This window comes from Pseudidiomarina halophila, assembly GCF_003987215.1.
GTDB lineage: Bacteria > Pseudomonadota > Gammaproteobacteria > Enterobacterales > Alteromonadaceae > Pseudidiomarina > Pseudidiomarina halophila.
Window position 1 is genome coordinate 287,019 of the sequence record NZ_PIPW01000001.1, and the last position, 20,940, is coordinate 307,958.

At 49.9% G+C, this 20,940-nt stretch carries 13 protein-coding genes; 8 read left to right on the top strand and 5 right to left on the bottom strand.

Going from position 1 to position 20,940, the window contains the following annotated elements; all coding sequences use genetic code 11:
* The first annotated feature begins 61 nt into the window (after positions 1-61).
* The 3 genes from fadI (at position 62) to CWI69_RS01300 (ending at position 3,766) form a co-directional block, all read left to right on the top strand.
* Entirely contained in the window at positions 62-1,372 is a 1,311-nt protein-coding gene (gene fadI, locus CWI69_RS01290) for an acetyl-CoA C-acyltransferase FadI (RefSeq protein ID WP_126761175.1), read from the top strand.
* Complete coding sequence (gene fadJ / locus CWI69_RS01295) at positions 1,372-3,504, top strand: fatty acid oxidation complex subunit alpha FadJ (RefSeq protein ID WP_126761176.1); 2,133 nt, start codon at positions 1,372-1,374, stop codon at positions 3,502-3,504. Before fadI ends, fadJ begins: the two co-directional genes overlap by 1 nt.
* A gap of 64 nt (positions 3,505-3,568) precedes the next feature.
* Positions 3,569-3,766, top strand: a complete 198-nt coding sequence (locus CWI69_RS01300; RefSeq protein ID WP_126761178.1) for a hypothetical protein — start codon at positions 3,569-3,571, stop codon at positions 3,764-3,766.
* On the opposite strand, the gene CWI69_RS01305 is transcribed toward CWI69_RS01300, so the two are convergent.
* The 5 genes from CWI69_RS01305 to nadK form a co-directional block, all read right to left on the bottom strand.
* Positions 3,763-6,330, bottom strand: coding sequence for an EAL domain-containing protein (locus CWI69_RS01305; RefSeq protein ID WP_198678863.1), 2,568 nt, complete (start codon positions 6,328-6,330; stop codon positions 3,763-3,765). The two genes, CWI69_RS01300 and CWI69_RS01305, sit on opposite strands and share 4 nt — an antisense overlap.
* A gap of 121 nt (positions 6,331-6,451) precedes the next feature.
* Complete coding sequence (locus CWI69_RS01310; RefSeq protein WP_126761182.1) at positions 6,452-9,193, bottom strand: insulinase family protein; 2,742 nt, start codon at positions 9,191-9,193, stop codon at positions 6,452-6,454.
* A gap of 52 nt (positions 9,194-9,245) precedes the next feature.
* A complete protein-coding gene (gene bamE / locus CWI69_RS01315) occupies positions 9,246-9,593 on the bottom strand; it encodes an outer membrane protein assembly factor BamE (protein ID WP_126761184.1) in 348 nt (115 codons plus the stop codon).
* Between the two features lie 121 nt (positions 9,594-9,714).
* Entirely contained in the window at positions 9,715-11,394 is a 1,680-nt protein-coding gene (recN, locus tag CWI69_RS01320; protein WP_126761186.1) for a DNA repair protein RecN, read from the bottom strand.
* A gap of 122 nt (positions 11,395-11,516) precedes the next feature.
* Positions 11,517-12,407: an NAD(+) kinase gene (gene nadK / locus CWI69_RS01325; protein WP_126761188.1), complete on the bottom strand. Its 891-nt coding sequence runs from the start codon at positions 12,405-12,407 to the stop codon at positions 11,517-11,519.
* 103 nt (positions 12,408-12,510) lie between these two features.
* Between nadK and grpE the strand changes: the two genes are divergently transcribed.
* From grpE to dnaK, 5 genes are all read left to right on the top strand, one after another.
* Positions 12,511-13,191 (top strand): nucleotide exchange factor GrpE, encoded by a 681-nt coding sequence (gene grpE / locus CWI69_RS01330; RefSeq protein WP_126761190.1) that lies wholly within the window; start codon positions 12,511-12,513, stop codon positions 13,189-13,191.
* Positions 13,192-13,366: 175 nt separating this feature from the next.
* Positions 13,367-16,327, top strand: a complete 2,961-nt coding sequence (locus CWI69_RS01335; RefSeq protein ID WP_126761192.1) for a TonB-dependent receptor domain-containing protein — start codon at positions 13,367-13,369, stop codon at positions 16,325-16,327.
* An 88-nt stretch (positions 16,328-16,415) separates the two neighbouring features.
* Positions 16,416-17,216: a hypothetical protein gene (locus CWI69_RS01340; protein WP_126761193.1), complete on the top strand. Its 801-nt coding sequence runs from the start codon at positions 16,416-16,418 to the stop codon at positions 17,214-17,216.
* Positions 17,203-18,837, top strand: a complete 1,635-nt coding sequence (locus CWI69_RS01345) for a tryptophan halogenase family protein (RefSeq protein WP_126761195.1) — start codon at positions 17,203-17,205, stop codon at positions 18,835-18,837. The genes CWI69_RS01340 and CWI69_RS01345 overlap by 14 nt, the downstream gene beginning before the upstream one ends.
* A gap of 154 nt (positions 18,838-18,991) precedes the next feature.
* The gene (dnaK, locus tag CWI69_RS01350) at positions 18,992-20,917 is read left to right on the top strand and encodes a molecular chaperone DnaK (protein ID WP_126761197.1); all 1,926 of its coding nucleotides are present in this window, start codon (positions 18,992-18,994) and stop codon (positions 20,915-20,917) included.
* Positions 20,918-20,940 lie beyond the last annotated feature (23 nt).

Genomic DNA, 20,940 nt, shown 5'->3' on the forward strand with positions numbered 1-20,940 from the left:
AAACTATGAGGTCAGACCAGATTAAACGATGGCCCAATTCACTGAACAGAGGTAGTTGAACATGACGTCACGTCAGCAATTGACAACCGCAAAGGGTGACCGTATCGCAATAGTTGCTGGATTGCGGACACCGTTTGCGAAACAGGCAAGTTATTTTCACGGCATTCCGGCACTCGATCTTGGCAAGATGGTGGTCCAGGAAATGCTTAATCGCTACGGCCTGGATGGCAAGGAAGTCGAGCAGTTAGTGTTTGGTCAGGTGGTACAAATGCCTTCAGCTCCAAATATTGCCCGCGAAATCGTGTTAGGTACCAGCCTGCCAGTAAGTACCGACGCTTACAGTGTTTCACGTGCTTGTGCCACCAGTTTTCAGACGACAGCAAATATTGTCGAGGCTATGGTTGCCGGCAATATCAGTGTTGGTATCGCCGGCGGTGCGGATTCGTCTTCGGTATTACCCATTGGCGTGACAAGGAATCTTGCGCTGCGGTTGGTTGAATTAAATAAAGCTCGGAGTATGGGACAGCGGCTTAACATACTGAAACGTCTGAGTTTTAGCGATTTAAAACCCGTACCACCGGAAATTGCGGAATACAGTACCGGTTTAACGATGGGTGAGACTGCTGAGCAAATGGCGAAGACCCATAGTATTAGTCGGGCGGATCAGGATGCGCTTGCGCACCGTTCACATTCCCTGGCACATGAAGCCTGGGAAGACGAGAAACTAAACGATGAGGTAATGACCGCCTACGCCGAGCCCTATAAAGATTTCTTACGCCGCGACAACACCATCCGCAGCGACAGTAAGTTGGACGGCTATGCCAAATTAAAACCGGTATTTGATCGCAAGCACGGCTCGGTTACCGCAGCAAACAGTACGCCATTGACCGACGGCGCTGCGGCAGTGTTGCTAATGACCGAAAGTAAAGCGAAAGCGCTTGGTTACGAGGTGTTAGGCTATATTAAAAGTTACGCGTTCAGTGCCATAGGCGTGGAAAAAGACATGCTGATGGGACCGTCGTTCGCGACTCCGATTGCGCTTGACCGTGCGGGTATGAAATTAGCGGATTTGGATCTCATCGATATGCATGAGGCCTTCGCAGCACAAACTCTGGCGAATATAAAGATGTTTGCCAGTAAGAGCTTTGCCAAAGAAAAACTAGGTCGCAGTGAAGCAATCGGCGAAATCGATATGGATAAATTTAATGTACTTGGTGGTTCCATAGCTTATGGCCATCCCTTTGCAGCAACCGGTGCACGCATGATCACGCAAACCTTGCGCGAATTAAAGCGCCGTGGTGGCGGAACCGCGCTGACTACGGCTTGTGCCGCTGGTGGCTTGGGTGCAGCAATGATTTTGGAGAGTAACTGATGAGTGATACGCAACGCGCATTTAGCTTAGAGTCCCGTGACGATGGCGTCGCGGTCATTCATATTGACGTGCCTGGCGAGTCAATGAATACCCTGAAGGCGAGCTTTGCCGAGGAAGTAAGCGAGGTTTTGGGCAAGCTTGAAGACTTAAGTACCTTGAAGGGTGTCGTTGTTATTAGTGATAAGCCGGGATCATTTGTTGCCGGCGCAGACATCAGCATGATCGACGATTGTGAAAATGCTGCTGATGCGGAGAGTCTCGCGCGCCAGGGGCAAGCCATGTTCGATCGGATCGAACAGCTGAAGGTACCGGTCGTCGCCGCGATCGATGGTGCCTGTCTTGGCGGTGGATTGGAGCTTGCATTGGCTTGTCACTATCGGATCTGTACTGATAGCGATAAAACTAAGATTGGCTTGCCTGAAGTGAAGCTGGGCTTGTTACCTGGCTCCGGCGGTACCCAGCGGCTGCCGCGTCTGATTGGCATTCAGGAAGCCTTACCAATGATTCTTACCGGGAAAGAATTGCGCCCGAAGCAAGCGAAGAAAAAAGGTATCGTAGATGAAGTCGTGCCGGCCAGTATTTTGCTTGATGCTGCGGTTGAGAAAGCGCTAAACAGCAAGCCCAAAGTGCAGAAAGTGAAGCACAATCTCTTTAACAAAGCTTTGGAAGGCACCAGTTTTGGCCGCGGCGTGATTTTCAAAAAAGCACGTGAACAGGCGCAAGACAAAGGTAAAGGCAACTATCCAGCGCTGGATAAAATTGTCGATACCATCGCCTACGGCGCTGATCATGGCTTTGAAGAAGGACTGGCTTACGAAGCGCGGCAGTTCGGTGAATTAGCGATGACACCGGAATCGAAGCAACTTCGTGGCATTTTCTTTGCGACTACAGCGATGAAGAAAGAAACGGGTGCGGGTGATACTCAGCCAGGCAAACTCGAACGTATCGGCGTGTTAGGTGGCGGACTTATGGGGGGCGGCATTTCTTATGTCACAGCCATAAAAGCGGGTTTGCCGGCGCGCATTAAGGATATTGCCGAAGAGGGGATTACCCATGCGCTTAAATACAGCTACGACCTGTTGAAGAAAAAACTGAAGCGCAACCATATCCGCCGCGCGGAACTTGAGAAGTCGATGCTGCGTCTGAGTGGAACACTTGATTACAGTGGTTTTGAACGTGTCGATTTGGTGATTGAAGCGGTCTTCGAAGATCTGGACTTAAAACAGAAGATGGTTGCGGATATCGAGTCTGTTGGTCCTGAGCACGTTATTTTTGCTACCAATACCTCCAGTCTACCGATCACAAAAATCGCCGCTAAAGCAAAACGCCCGGAAAACGTCATTGGTTTGCATTACTTTTCGCCGGTTGACAAAATGCCGCTGGCGGAAATTATTACCCATGAGAAAACCTCTGACAAAACCGTTGCGACCACAGTTTCGCTGGCGAAAAAACAGGGGAAAACACCTATTGTGGTCAGGGATGGCGCCGGTTTTTATGTTAACCGTATCCTGGCTCCTTATATGAATGAAGCTGCACGACTGGTGCTAGCTGGCGAGCCCATCGATGCTGTTGATAAAGCCTTAGTTAAATTCGGATTCCCGGTGGGACCGATAAAATTAATGGATGAAGTCGGTATTGATATCGCGGCTAAAGTAGCGCCCATTATGGCGGATGAGCTGGGCGACCGGTTCCGTGCGCCTGATGCGTTTTCGAAACTGCTGGATGATGATCGTAAGGGCAAAAAGAACAAAAAAGGCTTTTATGAGTATAATGGCAAAAACTCTGGCAAGGATGTCGATACCAGCGTTTATTCGCTGCTTGATATCGAGCCGGACGGCGAACTTTCAGCGTCTGAGATTGCGCAAAGAACCGTGTACCTGATGCTAAATGAAGCGGTGTATTGCTTAGCTGACGATATCATCAGAAGTCCTCGTGACGGCGATATTGGTGCGATCTATGGTATAGGTTTCCCGCCCTTCCGCGGCGGTCCGTTCCGTTACATCGACAGCCTTGGTTGTGCTGAGGTAGTGGGGCAGTTACGTGCTTACGCGAAGCAGCATGGCGAACGTTATGAGCCAGCGCCGCTATTGGTCGAAATGGCGGATAAGGGACGTACGTTTTACCAGAATTAAGTTGTTGTAACCGCTGATGATGTGGCATCTCCCATGTCGTTAGCGGTTAACTTAGGAGGTTAGTGTGTTAATTGCGCTGTGTTGTTTGTTGTCTGCGCTGGTACTTTATATTCAAGCACTTAAGAATGCTATGGCAGCGAAACGCTGGGCCTGTGCCGGCTTGCTGCTTGGTCCTGTGGTGGTTCCGCTTTTCTTTTCGCAAAAACGTCTTAGGCTAATGCGGGCAATGGGCCGCGGAAACGTGTTCTGGCAACCACATTAATCACTGCTGGGTAAGCTGGCCAGAGTCGTTGCGATGTGTGCGAGGAAATGTTCGCGCCGCAGTGGTTCGGCGAACAAGAATCCCTGGGCGAATTCACAGTTCAGATTACTCAAGGTGCTGGCTTGCGCATGATCAACCACGCCTTCAGCGACGACGTCTAGCCCCAGGTTATGCGCCATCGCTACGATGGAGGCGACCATATTACGATCACGTTCGGCACCATTGATATCATCAATAAACGCCTTATCGATTTTCAGGGTCTGGATCGGGAAGCGCTTGAGGTAGGCTAGCGAGGAGTAACCGGTGCCGAAGTCATCAAGTGCTAAGTGGATACCGCAATTATTTAATTCGGTCATGATTTCAATGGCGCGCTCGGGATCGTCCATTACCACGCCTTCGGTTATCTCTAATTCCAGATGCTCCGCGGCCAGACCTTCTTCATTTAAGATCGCCATAATGCGTTTGGTAAGGTCCGGCTGCAGGAACTGCTTGGCTGACAGGTTAACTGCAACACGGCCCTGAACGGCTCCTGCGGCGACCCATTCGCGCATATCCCGACAGGTTTGTCGCAGCACCCGCTCACCGACATCAATGATAAGACCCGTTTCCTCAGCCAGTGGGATAAACTCAGCCGGGCTGACAATACCTGTGCCCGGTATTTCCAGCCGAACCAATGCCTCGAGTCCGACAAAGGTATTGGTGCGCAATGAAACCTTGGGTTGATAATGCACTTGCAGATAATTGTTACGTAATGATTGCCGTAGTTGGTTCTCAACCTGTAAGCGGCGGACAGCGTTCTTGTTCATCGATTCGTTGAAGAACTGATAGGTGTTACCGCCACGATTTTTAGCATGATACATGGCCGTATCGGCATTCTGCAGGAGCTCTTGCGAGGACTGGCCGTCATTTGGATAGACGACGATGCCGATTGAGCTGCTGACGACGATATCATGACCACTAATATGAAACGGCTCCGACAAACATTCGAGTATACGCTTCGCCGCAGTGGTGATAATGCGGACATCTGCTGTATCTTCCAGAATAAGATTAAACTCGTCGCCACCGAGACGGTAAAAGGTGTCCTGCGGCCGGCCAACTTCGGCGACGCGCTCGGCGACATGCATGAGCAAATGGTCACCAATTTCATGTCCGAGCGAATCATTAATTTTTTTAAAGTTATCCAGATCAAAAAGCAATAGGGCGTGCATGATGCGTTTACGCACCAGATTTGAGTGACTCACCTGGAAATAAGAACGGTTCGGTAAGCCGGTCAGGGTATCGGTGTTGGATAAACGACGTAACTCGCGTTCCGCATTTTTACGATCGGTGATATCGGAAAAGGTTGCCACGTAGTAGGAAATTTCGTTGCTGTCGTCGACAATCGCATCAAAAGTTAGCTCCATTTGATAGACGGTGCCATCTTTACGTAAATCCTCGATTTCCCCGTGCCAGCTGCCATGTTGCTGCACCATTTGTTTAATTTGATTCAGATAATCGGGACTATAAAGGGTCAGTTGCAAGGTACGGCCCACCATGTCATCACGACTGTAGCCGGTAATTTTGCTAAATGACTGATTGGTTTCAACAACCTTAAACTGATGGTCGTAGATACAGACGCCATCAGAGATATTGGTGATCGATGCCGCCAGCATCTTTAATCGTTCTTCAGCGGTCACCAGCGGCGTAATATCTTTCAGGGTGCCGGTCATACGGGCGGGTTGTTGCTGATCATCGTAAGTAACGATTTTGCCGCGGTCGAGAACCCATATCCAGCCTTTGTCGGTAGCTATACGATAGGTCTGTTCGTAATGATTGGTGCGGCCATCCAGATAATCGCGCAACGCGCGCTGAACTTTACGGAGATCCGATTCATGGATGTTTGAGGTGTCTTTGCCAACACCTTCCCGAATGCCGTCCTGTGGAAACCCTTTAAGGTTGCGCCAGGTGTTATGACGATGCAGCTCGTTACGGTTAATGTGCCAATCCCATAACTGGTCGCCACTGCCCCATAAACTTAGTTTTAAGCGTTCCTCGCTATCGCGCAATAAATGAATCGCCTGCCGGCGAGCGCCTAAAATGGAGCCAAACGCGAGCAGCAAACCAAGCAATAGCGCAAAATAAATGGCAATTGCCCAGGGGGATAACCAGACTGGCACCGCGACGGTAACGTTAAGCTGACGCTCGCCCAGCCAGGTATCGCCATTAGGTGAGGCCTGTACCATAAAGGTATAATCGCCAAATTCGAGGTTAGTATAGGTGGCGCGCCGATAGTCGGCATCGGTGTAGATCCAGTCTTTATCGAACCCGTCAAGTTTATAACGGTAGTAAAGTCGTTGCGCCGCTGGCGCATAAGGGGCACCGAACTCGATAGTTAAGGGTTGGTCAAGGGTAGGCAAGTACAGGTTTTCTGCGCTATAGAGCTGGGCACGGTTGCGTTCATCAAGCTCAGTAGCGCTGATAGGCTTATTCGCGACACGAAGGGTGATCAACTCAACGCGCCACTCATCCGCATTTGACTGTGCGGTTGCTGGAGCGATAAATGACAAGGCCAAGAGCCCGGTCAACCACCACCTTCTCACTTGTCTGTTGAAGAAGCGCACCTGTCATCCTAATGTTAGGCTGTGTTCTTACACAACTCTTATTTTTGTTATATGGGCATCAAATTAAACAATTTAACGCCTGCTGTCAAAGCTCTTTAGGTGTTGCTGTAATATAGCCGTGGTTCTCTGTAGCACTGAGTTGTTCACGTATTTTTTCAATGAAAAACGAAGTCGTATGACTTTCAAGTAGTTGTGCGATTGCTTCTAAACGGTCGAAATTGACGTTGTATTGGGAAACGCAGGTCCAGAGTCGTTGACTTCTTAACCGTAAATTAGTGTCAGGCTCACGTAATTTGCGCACGAGAAACTTGCGGATATTACCAAGATCGCTCGCACCCAGCTCTTCCAGGTCCTCAATAAAGTGCGTAATAAAGGTATTAATACGTTCGCACAGCGTTGTTGCAGGATAGCGACTACTCTGCACATACAGCAACAGGTGAGGGCGTTGTTCTATCGGCATATAGGTGCTACCAACAACATAACCTAGTTGCTGATGAGTACGTAGTTCATTGAAAAAGTGAGGCTGAATAAACTGGTTGAGTAACAACAAAGTGGCCTGCTGAGTGATATCCAGTGACTTTCCCTGAATCACTAACAATGCTGCATGATCACTGTGCTGGGTTTGCAACTGTCCACGCTGTTCAAGTTTGCCAGACTGCTTCAACTCGGCAACTGAATAGGTGGGCGGTACTTGGGCCTGAAGATTTTCACTGAGTGAGAACTGTTGCTGAACTCCTTCCAGCAAAGGCCCCAGGCGCTCAAGATTGACATCGCCGTGGGCAAATAGCTTAACTTCGGCTGACTGAAAAAGATCGGCCTGCCACTGCTTAAAATCATCCAGACTGACCTCGGCAAGAGCACCCGCCAGATCGCTCAATGCGTACATGTGGGGTTGCAATAGCACATTGAGACGTGCAAACAGTAGGTTCAGCGGCTTATTCGCTAAAGCGGATTGCCAGTTGGCCTGCAGCTTCTGATGAATATCACGCCAACGTGAATCTGCGAAACTCGGTTGTCGGAACTGCGCCAGCAGATGCGCGCTAAGTTCGGCACTACCGACGGAGTAACCACTTACATGCAAGGTGATCCCGTAGTGTTGCGGGTAAATATTAAAGTGCAATCCTGCGATTTCAGCGTCGTAGCAATCTTCATTCAGCCGATCGATCATTAACTCGCTCCAAAGTCTTGCACAGGCGTAATGCCGTGCTGAACGAGTGGCCTCAGGCAAAACGAACTGACAGTAGATATGCGCTTTCGGTGCGCGAAAATCGGGGTCCTGTAGATGCCACAAGGTAATACCGGGGGCGATGGTATGAAGTTGCGGTGTATCAGATCCTGCTTCCGGTAACGGCAGCGGTGCCTTAAGATCATGCAGGTAAGGATTCGGCGGAGGTAATCTTGCCCATGCTGACGCTGGCGCAGACCATCGTTCCAGTTGCTCGTTTGGCAGCGCGGCTAACTGGTAGTCAGTGCCATAAATGGGCTCGTGTTCAGTAACTTCAACTTCTTTATGGATAAAGGTTGCGCGCATATTACCGGGCGTCATGGCTGCCAGTAGCTGCCTGGTCTTCTCGATATTCAGACCAGCCATCCGGTAATCGCCAAAAATAAGGTCCTGGTCGCTATAATGGTGCATGTTGATCGCCAACTGGGCTGCCAGATCTGCTGTGCGGGCAGGCTCCTGGAAGCGGAACGCATTGGCAATTGCGGTTTGACGTTCAACGTACCGCCACTCTTCAAGCCCTTGTTGCTCAATTAATCGTATGGTGGCAAAAACCTGCTCGATGATGATGTCGGTTGCGGCCAACCCCTCGTCGGTGAGTTGCATATTGATGTTAAAGTCTTTGAAGTTACTGCCGCTAATACCACCGCCGGCAGATAAGCTGTTAATCAGATTGCGCTGATGCAGCTCAGCAAACAAACTGCCGGGACCTTCGTAGCCTAACAAGTGTGCGATAAAGCTGGTCGACTTATGGGCGTAGTCATCATCTATGCCCGGCAGTGCAAAAGCAAGGATCAGCCGTCTGGCATCCTTAATCGGACGCACATTCAGCTGCACTCCCAGCTGATCCGGTAAATACAATGGCGCTGTTTCGGCCTTAACCGGGGGGCCGTTCCCACTGACGGGCGCAAAATAAGCTTCTGCCATGGCCGCAAGTTCATCCAGGGATTGCGGTCCGGCCAGCACTAAGGTCATGCGGTTGGCGCGGTACCAGTTGGTGAAAAACTCATGTAATTCTGTCTCCAACCTAGTGGTATCGCCATTGTCAGTTAATGTCGCAAGATTACCAACCGAAAATTTATGGAACGGGTGTGCGGGATTCGCCGTTGTTTTGTGGACCTGATACAGCCTGCGTAATTCATCACTTTTCTTGAGCTTGAACTCTGCTTCAATCGACAGAACTTCTTTGGTTATCCAGTCGGTATTGAAGGTGGGCTGATAGAAAAATCGTGAGAAGCGATCAAGGGCACCGGCAAATGCTGCGCTGTCACAACTGAAGTAGTAACTGCTGAATTCGGTACCGGTCCAGGCGTTATGCTGGCCGCCATGCTGATGAATATAGTCTTGATACTCGGTGGCTTCCGGATAGCCCTGCGTGCCAAGAAAAAGCATATGCTCAAGAAAGTGCGCCAGACCCTGAGTGTGCGAAGGATCATGGAAGTGTCCTGCGGCAACAGCTAAAGCAGCGGTACTTTGTTGCGACTTGAGGTCGTGAACGAGCGCGCAGCGAAGGCCATTAGCCAGAGTGACCATGGCGTAATCACGATGGTCGGTGGGGCTTTGGATAATGTCCGTAAAACGGTCGAGGCGGTTGCTCGGCTTCATACACTCCCCGGAAATGTTCTCTGGTTGCGGAGGTGCGCTGGCAACTGCCTAATTACTGGTCCAGCGGCGTGTCAAAATTCTCTGGGCGATCAAAGTCACCTTCATAAGTGGCGAGTTTGCCATCTTCAAAGGTTAGCGTAACGCGGCGGCGATAATCGTCACCCTGGCCCGCTTCCATATTGAAAACGTAGTACCAGGTATCATTACTAAAAACATTCTCCGCGACAGGAACACCAAGCACATAGGCTACTTGTTCCTTGTTCATGCCAACCCGCAGTTGGTTGACGTCGCGTTGCTCTAGATAATTTCCTTGCGGTACATCGATCCGATACACCAGTTTCTCAAATACGGAGCAACCACTTAAGGCGATCACCATGCCGATTAGCATTAGTTTTTTCATAAAATACGTTTTACTTCTTGTTTGAGGAGCTCATTAATACCGATGATAAACAAAGCTATCGTGAATAACTAGCCTTGCGCACAAGATTGACCCTAATCTTATCGGAATGTTCCCGAAAAACTTAGGACGCTGTGGCGAGTAACTCCGTGGCATTAGCTTTAGTTGTCGCGGTAATGGTATCGCCACCCAGCAATCGAGCAAGTTCAATCACGCGATTATCATGATCGAGTGGGACCATGGATGTCTCAGTACTTTCACCGTCAGTTACCTTATCGACGCGAAGTTGCTGATGAGCAAGCGCTGCCACCTGGGGGAGGTGAGTAACACAGATAACCTGATTGTTTTTACCCAACTGTCGCAACAGTTTGCCGACGGTAGCTGCGGTTGCACCACTAACACCTACATCGACTTCATCGAACATTAATGTAGGGGTGGTAAGCTGTGCCGCGGTGATCACCTGGATCGCCAGACTTATACGCGATAGCTCACCACCTGATGCCACTTTAGCAAGGGGTTGCAACGGCTGACCTGGGTTGGTGGTTACCTGGAAAACCACAGCATCTGTTCCCAGCCGGGTAGCTGGAGCTTGCTCCTGATGTTCGACCGCGATAACGAAGCGACCGTGAGGCATGTTCAACGCCCGCATCGACGCCGAGATTTGCTCAGAGAGTTCCTGCGCAGCGCGTTGCCGTTGCTTGGAAAGTTTGGCAGCAAGTTTCCGGTACTGCTGTGCGGCGGCCTGAACCTGTTCATCGGAACTCGCAAGTTCTGCTTCAGCGGCTTCTAAATCTGCTAGCTCTTGGCTTAATCGCTGGTGTAAGGCCGGCAATTCATCCGGGTCAAGCTGATGTTTGCGCGCTAACTGCACGGCCTGGGTAACCCGGCGTTCGGTTTGATTCAGCAGCTCGTCATCTATTTCAACGTTATCGCTGTACAAACGCAGTTCGCGGGCTGCTTCCTCTATTTGCACGCTGGCTTCACTCAATAACTTCACCGCGGGCTGTAGCTGGGGATCGATACTGAGTTGTTCTTCAAGCCGGCTTAAAGCGGCTTGTACCAGGCTGTAAGCGTTATTATGCTCACCCTCATACAAAGCGTTTAGAGCAAACTGACTATCTTCCTGCAGTGCCGAGCTATTACTTAAGCGGTTATGCTGTTGCTCCAACTCAGGGTATTCGCCTTCGCGCAATGCGAATTGATCGAGTTCTTCAACCTGATAGCGCACCAGTTGCGCGCGGGACTGACGTTCTTCTTGTTGCAGCAAAGCTTGTTTTTGTTGTTTCCGCAACTGATACCAGTGTTGATAAGCTGACGCCACCTCTTTCAGAACATCTGAATGGCGGGCGTAGGCATCGAGAATATCAAGTTGATGCTCAGGTTTACTTAGCAGTTGATGTTCATGTTGTCCGTGAATGTTAACAAGTAGTGGTGCCAGCTGTTTCAGCTGAGCGACATTCACCGGGTAGCCATTAATCCAGGCTTTGGAACGCCCTTCGCGGGTAATGAGACGGCGCAGGACACAGTGATCCGGTTCTTCATCATCACGCAATTCATTTTCTGTTAACCACACTTCAGCCGGAGATTCAGGACGCAGGTGAAAGCTCGCTATCACTTCAGCTTTATCAGCATCGGTGCGGATTGAATCGGTCTCTGCGCGGTCGCCCAGACATAACCCAAGCGCATCCAAGGCAATAGACTTACCGGCACCAGTCTCGCCGGTAATGGCTGTCATGCCAGCTTGAAAATCGACAGTTAATTGACGAACCACGGCGAAGTTGCGAACTTGAAGATGCATCAACATGAGGAACCTCTCTTAATGTGGCGCATGCAGTGAAAACTGCAGGACGCGACAACGTATGAAACTAACCACTGTGTTTACATACAGTAGTTATACAGTATTCATACAGTAATGCAAGGTGGATTTTAGAACAGTCGGCTACCCCAACCCAGTTTGTTTCTTAATACTTTGAAATAACTATGATCTTTAGGGTGAATTAGACGCAAGGTGTGCGGGTATTTGTGGATTAGCACCTCATCTTTAGGGAGTACATCCATGCGGCGATGACCGTCGCAACTGATTTGCAGCGGGCCATTATCAGGTGCCGGGCGCAAATGTAAGGTACAGTCCGCATCGACCACGATCGGGCGGCTGCTTAGGGTATGCGGGAACATCGGAACTAACGATATGGCGTTAAGGTTTGGCATCATGATCGGGCCGCCCCCGGATAATGAATAGGCGGTAGAGCCTGTTGGCGTGCTGACGATTAACCCATCAGAACGTTGGCTGTTAACAAAACCGTGATCGACATAGACTTCAAACTCAATCATGTGGGCGACTTTATCGGAGTGCAGCACCACCTCATTAATGGCGCGCCCGACGTCGCATCGCTCACCGTCACGTACGACTTCAGCCTGGAGCAGGAAACGTTCTTCTGACACATACTCGCCGGCCAGCACCGGCAATAACTGTTCTATTACATGGTCGGGATCAAGGTCGGTGAGAAATCCCAGATTACCGCGATTAACGCCGATCACGGCAATGCCGGTTTCACATAGGACGCGGGCGGCACCCAGCATGTTGCCATCACCGCCGACAACAACGGCCAGATCAGCTTCCTGACCGAGATCGTCAAGACTGAAGGTCGGGCTTTTGCTGTTATTTAATTGCTTTGCCGTTCGCTCTTCAATAATGACGTCGACACCGCAGGCTCTGAGTTCATTTTCCAGAGTCATCAGAGTCGTGCGCGTTGCTTCATGGTTTACTTTGCCCAATAACGCCAGACGCTGGAACGCGTGTTGTTTGGTTTCTGCCATTAAAGTTTCCCCATTATTGTACCGACTAGCCTTGAATCGAAAAACCTGTGCCCCCATAACTGTGCACAAGCTTAGTTATATCACATTGGAAGAGTAACGAAACATGACAAAACACGATTCTGCCAAGGAAAACCAGCAAACAGAAGTTGAATACGATAACGATAAGAAGGTCGACGACGGCGTGGAAACCTCTGCCGATGAGAATGCTGGCAAGCGCGCAAGCGCTGATGCCGATCAGAATGCCGACCAAAGTGCCGACCAAGGTGCGGAGGCACAGCAAGAGCAGCGAGAAGAGAGTGATGCGGTGAATGAAAGAATCGCCGAACTTGAACTTGCTTTAGCGCAAGCCGAGCAACGTGCGGACGAGTCAAAAGACCGCGCCGTTCGCGCTGTTGCTGAAATGGAGAACGTGCGTCGGCGGGCAGCTGCGGACGTTGAGAAAGCGCACAAATTTGCGCTGGAAAAGTTTGCCAACGAACTGCTCACCACGGTTGATAACCTCGAGCGAGCCTTAGCTATTGCTGCTGAAGAAGAAACCATTAATGCCAATTTCCTGGAAGGTATCGAACTGACCCATAAAGGCTTACTCAATACCCTGCAGAAGTTCGGTGTTGAGGCAGTCGGTACAGAAGGTGAAACCTTTAATCCAGACTTACATCAGGCCATGGCAATGCAAGCCGCTGAAGGCAAAGAAAACAATACGATTTTAGCGGTGATGCAAAAAGGCTATACCCTGAGCGGTCGGTTATTGCGACCAGCCATGGTGATGGTTGTAAAAAATTAACCTTAAGAATCAGTGTTTTAATTAGCTTGTGAGTAAAAGTACAATTTAAATTTGTAAAATCTCTCGTATGCATTAGATTATTAATTAACCAAGATGTGAATAAAGGGGCTCAACCTAATCAGTTGTATTCCCTTTTTATCGGTTATTAATAATAATAAATCGAGGGAACACTCCAATGGTTAATTTTGCTGAAGATCTCAAGCTCAGCCGACTTGCCCTGGCAATCGGCTGCGTGTTTGCTGCCAGTAGCACTGCGGCTCTGGCACAAGATACAGGTGACGATGAAGCTGAGAATGCTGAAGAGCCTGTTGAAAAAATTCAGGTCCTGGGTTCACGAATTCGCTCGGACGGACTTGATCAAGCAGCACCGGTCGAAGTCATAAACGCCAGTGAAGCAATTGATCAAGGCCTTGTAACCTTAGGGGACCTGTTGCGTACATCGACCGTAGCAGCAGGTTCGAATCAGGTTACTGCTGCCACCTCAACCGCCTTTGTAACAGAAGGTGGTACAGGTACTGAAACCCTATCTCTGCGTGGTCTTGGGGCAAACCGAACTCTGGTGTTGCTCAATGGGCGTCGGATTGGTCCTGCCGGTACCCGCGGTCAAGTTTCTGCATTTGATTTAAATATTATGCCGTTAGCTGCGGTCGAGCGGATCGAAATTCTGAAAGACGGCGCTTCTTCGCTTTATGGCTCTGATGCTGTCGCTGGGGTAGTGAACATCATTACCAAAGAAGGCGACGACAGCAGCTTAAATTTTAACTTCAGCCAGCCCATGGAATCTGGTGGCGAATCGTTACGAGCCAGCGGAACCCTGGGTCGTAGTTTTGACAACGGTTCATTCCGGATTGTCGGCGATTACCAGCGCACACAGGAGTTAGCGCGTGGCGACCGGGATTTCTTTGCCTGTGCAAACCCTTACATGTTTGACCGTGAATCCGGAGAACGTGTAGATGTGATCGATCCACGTACGGGTGATTACCACTGTAACGATCTGTTATGGGGCCACGTCTGGATTTATGACTATTCCGGCACCGTGCCTCCAGGGGCCAAGGCTCAATTTGATTATGACGGGGACCTCGGGGATTATCTGGATTCTTTCAACGAGCGCGCCAGTGGCCCTGCGGATATGCGTACCCCTGAAGGTTGGTATCCAGTAGCCTATGATCGGGAGTCGTTTGGTCTGACCAACGCAGATCATCCGTTCCAGGACCTGGAAACACTGTCACCGGAACAAGAAGTTGGTACCGTATTTATGCAAGGTGAGTATTGGGCGAGTGACACCACCACCATGTATGCGGAAGTGTTATTAAACCGTCGTAAAACCACTACCAATGGCTACCGCCAGTTCTGGAGCTATATATACAACGAAAACTTCTTCGCTGGAAACAGCTTGAGTGAAGGGTGGACCGGCGCGCAATGGCTTAGTCCTACGCCGATCACTGATCACTCAGGTGGCGAAATCACGGTCGACTATCGGCGTTTTGTAGCTGGAATTGAAGGAAGTATTGGCGATTGGTTCTGGGACATCAACTACCAGGATAGTCGGAGTGACGGCGAGTACATGACTAAGATCATTTATGCCGACGCAATCTATGATCAAAACTTTCTCACCGGTTCCTGTGAAGGGAATACGCTCTCCGTCCGTGGCATTCCATGTAAGGACGTCCCGTGGCTAGACCCCTCCTTTTTAGCAGGAGATATTAGCCAGGAGATGCGTGACTTCCTGTTTGGCTCGGAAGTGGGTAACACTATTTATAATCAACGTACCCTCGAAGGTATGATCACTGGGGAAGCATTAGAGTTGCCAGCTGGAATGCTGGGTGTTGCCGTAGGCTTGTCGTTCCAACAAGACAAGATCAATGACACGCCGGGTGAAACGACGCTCAATGGTAATAGTTGGGGTATGACCTCAGCCGGCATAACCCGGGGTAAATCGATTACCCGGGCTGCTTTTGGCGAGATACAGGTTCCCGTGTTACGCGACGCGCCATTAGCACATCGGCTGGATTTGGCTTTGTCAGCGCGGTATACCGATGTTTCGACGTACGGTGGCGATACCACCTACAAAATTGGTTTAAACTGGGCTTTAACAGACAGTTTCCGCTTCCGCGCATCACGCGGAACCTCATTCCGTTCGCCAGCGCTTTATGAATTGTTCTTGAACAACCAGACAAGTTTCATCGGCCAGCGGAGTATTGACCCTTGTATTAATTGGGGTGAAAAACTTAATACCAACTCGATCGATCCGCTTGTGGCAGCAAACTGCGAAGCTGATGGTATTCCTGCGGATTACCCGGGCGGTGCAATTTCGGCAACGGTATTCACCGGTGGCGGATTTGGTACTCTGGAAGCAGAAACGTCCACTGCACATACTGCAGGTATTGTCTGGACGCCTGGCTTCACTGACTTTGCAGCGAGTATCGACTATTTCGACATCGAGATTGAAGGTGAAGTCACACTGCTGGGCGCAGCACAAATAGTTGGTGGCTGTTATGCCTCACAAGATTTTGAAACTGAACCGCTTTGTGACCAGTTCTTCCGTAATGACACCGATCTTCGGATTGATGAAGTGCAGGGTAACTATCTGAACATCGCCAGTCAGATCAACCGTGGTGTAGATATTCAGATGAATTACCCATTTGCGACTGACTTTGCAGACTTCGAGCTGAATTATGAGCACACAGTGCAACTCGAGGCGTCAAGTAAGTTATTACCTACCAGTCAACCACAAGACCGTGTAGGTCGTCTCGGTAGTCCAGAGCATGTAGGTAACTTTAACTTTGCAATGATGAAGAATGACTGGACCTTCAATTGGACCGCCCGCTATATAGGCAGTGCCTCAAACCATGAATGGTATGGTGACGGAGAATATCGTGATGACGCCAGCTATTTTGGTGAAGAAGTGCGGGTTGATCTTGCCGCGTCTTCAGTTGTCTACCACGCATTCTCAGTAACCCGTGATTTTGTGGAGGAAGGTGCGAGTCTGACTCTGGGGGTTGCTAATGCATTCGACAAAGAACCACCTAAGGTTTCGTCAAGTGCGTACACCACACGTGTTGGTAATGCAGCGTTCTACAGTCAGTACGACTGGTTAGGTCGTCGGGCATTTGTGAATTTGTCCTACAACTTCTAACGCCGTTTAAGCGACAATCAAAAATGCCGACAATCTTGTCGGCATTTTCTTTTCGCGGTAAGTCGAACCTTAAATTAGAGAGAATGTTATGGCGCGAGTTGTTACTAAGCCCGATACCTTAAATGAATTGAACGAGAAATTTGCGCAACAGGTTTTAACTGTACCGGTTTTCCTGAACTCCGTACCCAAATGCGGGACCCACTTGATTCGTAATATTTTTAGAATGTTTGTGCCGGTGAATCAGCAGTACCACGACACCTTTATTCAGATCCCTGTATTACGGCAACACGTCGGCGCATTTCATTATCTGCAGCCTAAATTGAGCTGGGGACATTTACTATTTTCCGATGATTCCGCAATGGCACTGCATAAAGCAAATCACGTGGTTGTGGTGCGTGATCCCTATGACTGGGTGTTAGCGCGGGCACGTTTTTTTCTTTCCGATAACTTCCAGGGCAATTTGGAACACCTCAAAGGCGGGCAAATTTCCCTGGAAGAAATAATGAATATGATGATCTTTGGCATTCATGAAAAAGCGCCTTCATTGCAGGAAATCTATACCCATAATGCGGTTGCCTGGCTGGGAACCGGAGTGAAAATGGTGCGCTATGAAGATCTTCTCAAGCATGTCCAGGCTCTCGACACCGATGCAGCCGAACAGTATTTCCGCGATCTGCTAAGTGTATTGCAGTTACGACAGTTTCCAGACGATTGGCGCGAGCGCGTTAAAGTTGGCTCCGATCGTGAGCAGAGCGGAACCTATCGCGATAATTTGAGTAATACAGCTTTTACGATTCCGGCGACCTTACCCGAACAACAGCGCAAGTTGGTGGAAGTCGCAGCACCAGGGCTGCGAGCATTGCTAGGATACAGCGATGCGGAAACGTAAAATTCTGATTGTCGGTGGTGGCTCCGCAGGTTGGATGACAGCGGCGTACCTTAACGGCGCACTCAATCAACGCGGCGAAGCCCCGCGCGTCGAGATTGAACTGCTGGAGTCGCCTGACACTCCGCGGATATCCGTAGGTGAGGCAACCATCCCATCCATGCGCCACCTGCTGGCAGTGGTTGGAGTGGATGAAATGGAGTTCATGCGGGTCACCGAAGCGACGTTTAAGCAATCGATAAAATATGTGAACTGGGTGCATAACGATAATTCTTTTTACCATCACCCGTTCAGCAGCATGCGCACACAGCCGATTGATTATGCAGGACAAAACTGGCTAATGAGTGATCGTAGCATACCTTTTATGGAGACCTGCTCGATACAGCCATTGGTGTGCGAGTGGGGTCGCGCGCCGCAAATGTTCGGCCAGTGGCAAATGGGGGCAAGGCTTAATTATGCGTATCAAATGAATGCGCAGAAATTTGCTGACTACCTCTGCGACTTCTCTGTAGCGCGCGGTGTGCAACATACCCTTGCCAATCTCAGTGCGGTCCAGAAACATCCGAATGGTTACATAAAGTCTGTACTCACCGACCAGGGCCAAACACTCGAGGCCGATGTCTTTGTTGATGCCACGGGCTTTCGCGCGTTGTTATTAGAAAAAGAAATGGGCGTCGACTTCGAAGATTTCGGCAAGTATTTACTGTGTGATCGCGCAGTAACAATGCATTTACCTTACGATAAGTATTATCCGGGTAGTGTTCGGCCCTATACCACCGCAACCGCTTCATCGAACGGCTGGATATGGGATATCCCGATGCAGACGCGCCGCTCGATTGGTTATGTTCATGCCAGTGCTTTTATTGATGAAGCTGCGGCCGAGCAAGAACTGCGCGCCTACCAGGGGCCCGGTTGCGAGGATGAACCCTGTCGTTTTATTCCATTTAAGGCTGGCCGCCGGCATCAGCAATGGGCTGGCAATTGTGTTGCTATAGGCCTGTCTGGTGGCTTTATAGAACCCCTGGAGTCGACCGGGCTCTACTTAAGTGATCTGGGGGCGGTACTGCTAGCGGAGCATTTCCCCTGGCGTGACGAAGATATGCCCAGGCTAGCAGCTCGCTATAATCGCCTGATGACAAATCGCTACTATGAAATTTTAGACTTCATCAATATGCATTACTGCATGACTAAACGCACCGATACGGATTTCTGGCGGACCGTGCAGGAAAATGAGCATATTACCGACCGGCTGTTGGCAAAACTGAACTTTTGGCGCACTAAACCTCCTTCTGCTCATGACTTTCAGGACCAATGGTTTGCCGGCATGGCAAGTCAAGATACCACTGCCACAGGCTCTTTTGCTGACTCAAGAACTCCGATCGACACGGGAGGTCTCTGGAACCACGAGAGCTACGAGTGCATTCTGTATGGGATGGAGTTTTTACAAGCCGAGTGTGATCGGTGGTTCGGTGAACAGCGGCCGCCAACTAAGGTCCATCCAATGATTATGCAGCGTCTGCAAATGGCACGGCAAATGCTGCCGCCTCATGAAATGTGGCTGCAGCGGGCGCTGGGTATGGCCGATTATCCCACTGCAACACGTCCCAAAGGCTGGGTCGTCTAAAATAATTTGTTCGGCACGCTTGTAATCGCTGATCTCAACCCCATTAATCAGTCATCTTAACGAGAATTCCCTGCGGAAGGTATTGAAAAGCAGTCAATGCCCCCCATATCAGGAATAACGAATTAGTTTTGAATGTTGGAGTTGGAGACAAAACATGGGCAAAATTATTGGAATAGATTTAGGTACCACAAACTCTTGTGTAGCTGTGTTAGACGGCGACAAGCCACGGGTCATTGAAAATGCTGAAGGCGATCGCACGACACCTTCGGTTGTTGCGTTCACTGATGATGGCGAAACTTTGGTTGGACAACCAGCTAAACGCCAGGCAGTAACCAACCCGAATAAAACCTTGTTTGCGATTAAGCGCTTGATTGGACGTCGTTTTAAAGACGAGGAAGTCCAGCGCGACATCGGCATTATGCCGTACAAGATCATTGAAGCTGAAAACGGTGATGCCTGGGTCGAAATTAACGACGACAAGAAAGCACCACCGCAAATTTCTGCAGAAATTCTGAAGAAAATGAAGAAAACTGCAGAGGACTTTCTTGGCGAAAAAGTAACCGAGGCGGTTATCACCGTGCCGGCTTACTTTAACGACGCTCAGCGTCAGGCAACCAAAGATGCTGGTCGTATCGCCGGGCTTGAAGTGAAGCGTATTATAAACGAGCCGACAGCGGCGGCGTTGGCTTATGGCCTTGATAAGAAGAAAGGCGATAACACCATCGCAGTTTATGACTTAGGTGGTGGTACGTTCGACATCTCGATCATCGAAATTGATGAAGTAGAAGGCGAACATACCTTTGAAGTATTGGCGACCAACGGTAATACCCACCTTGGTGGTGAAGACTTTGATAACCGCTTGATTAACTATCTGGTTGAGCAGTTCAACAAAGACCAGGGTATTGATTTACGCAAAGATCCACTGGCGATGCAGCGTCTGAAAGAAGCTGCAGAGAAAGCCAAAATCGAATTGTCGTCTGCGCAACAGACCGAAGTAAACCTGCCGTATATTACTGCAGACAATACTGGTCCGAAGCACTTAGCGATTAAAGTAACGCGGGCGAAGCTGGAATCATTGGTTGAAGATCTGATCACCAAAACACTTGAGCCAGTTAAACAGGCTCTTGCTGACGCTGACCTTTCGGTAAGCGACATCCAGGATATTATCCTGGTCGGTGGTCAAACACGTATGCCGAAGGTATTACAGGCAGTGACGGACTACTTCGGTAAAGAACCGCGTCGTGACGTTAACCCTGATGAAGCTGTGGCCGTAGGTGCAGCCGTTCAGGCAGGTGTCCTGCAGGGTGATGTAAAAGACGTATTGCTGCTTGACGTTACTCCGTTGTCACTGGGTATCGAAACCATGGGCGGCGTAATGACCAAGTTGATCGAGAAGAACACGACGATTCCGACCAAACAGTCGCAAACGTTCTCGACCGCTGACGACAACCAATCGGCTGTAACCGTGCATGTATTGCAGGGTGAGCGTAAGCGCGGTGCTGATAACAAGTCGCTGGGTCAGTTTAACCTTGAAGGTATCCGTCCGGCACCTCGTGGCGTACCGCAAATTGAAGTCACTTTTGACCTCGATGCTGACGGTATTCTGCATGTATCGGCGAAAGACAAAGACACCGGTAAAGAACAGAAGATCACCATTAAAGCATCTTCTGGTCTGAGCGATGAAGATGTCGAGAAAATGGTTCGCGATGCCGAAGCGCACGCTGAAGAAGATCGTAAGTTCGAGGAAATGGTACAAGTACGCAACCAGGCGGATGCATTGGTTCACGCGACCCGGAAGCAGATTGACGAAGTCGGTGATGCCTTAGATAGCGCTGAGAAAGAGAAAATCGAAGCAGCTATCGGCGAACTTGAAACTGCCGTGAAGAGCAACGATAAAGAACAGATCGAAGCGAAGCAGCAGGCGTTAATTGAAGCCTCCAGTAAGCTGATGGAAGCAGCGCAGCAACAGGCACAGCAACAGCAAGGTGCTGAAGGCGGTGCTGGTGGCCAGCAAGCGAAGCAAGACGATGACGTCGTGGATGCTGAGTTTGAAGAAGTCAAAGACGACGAGAAGAAATAATCATACGCCCACCGGGTGTCTGT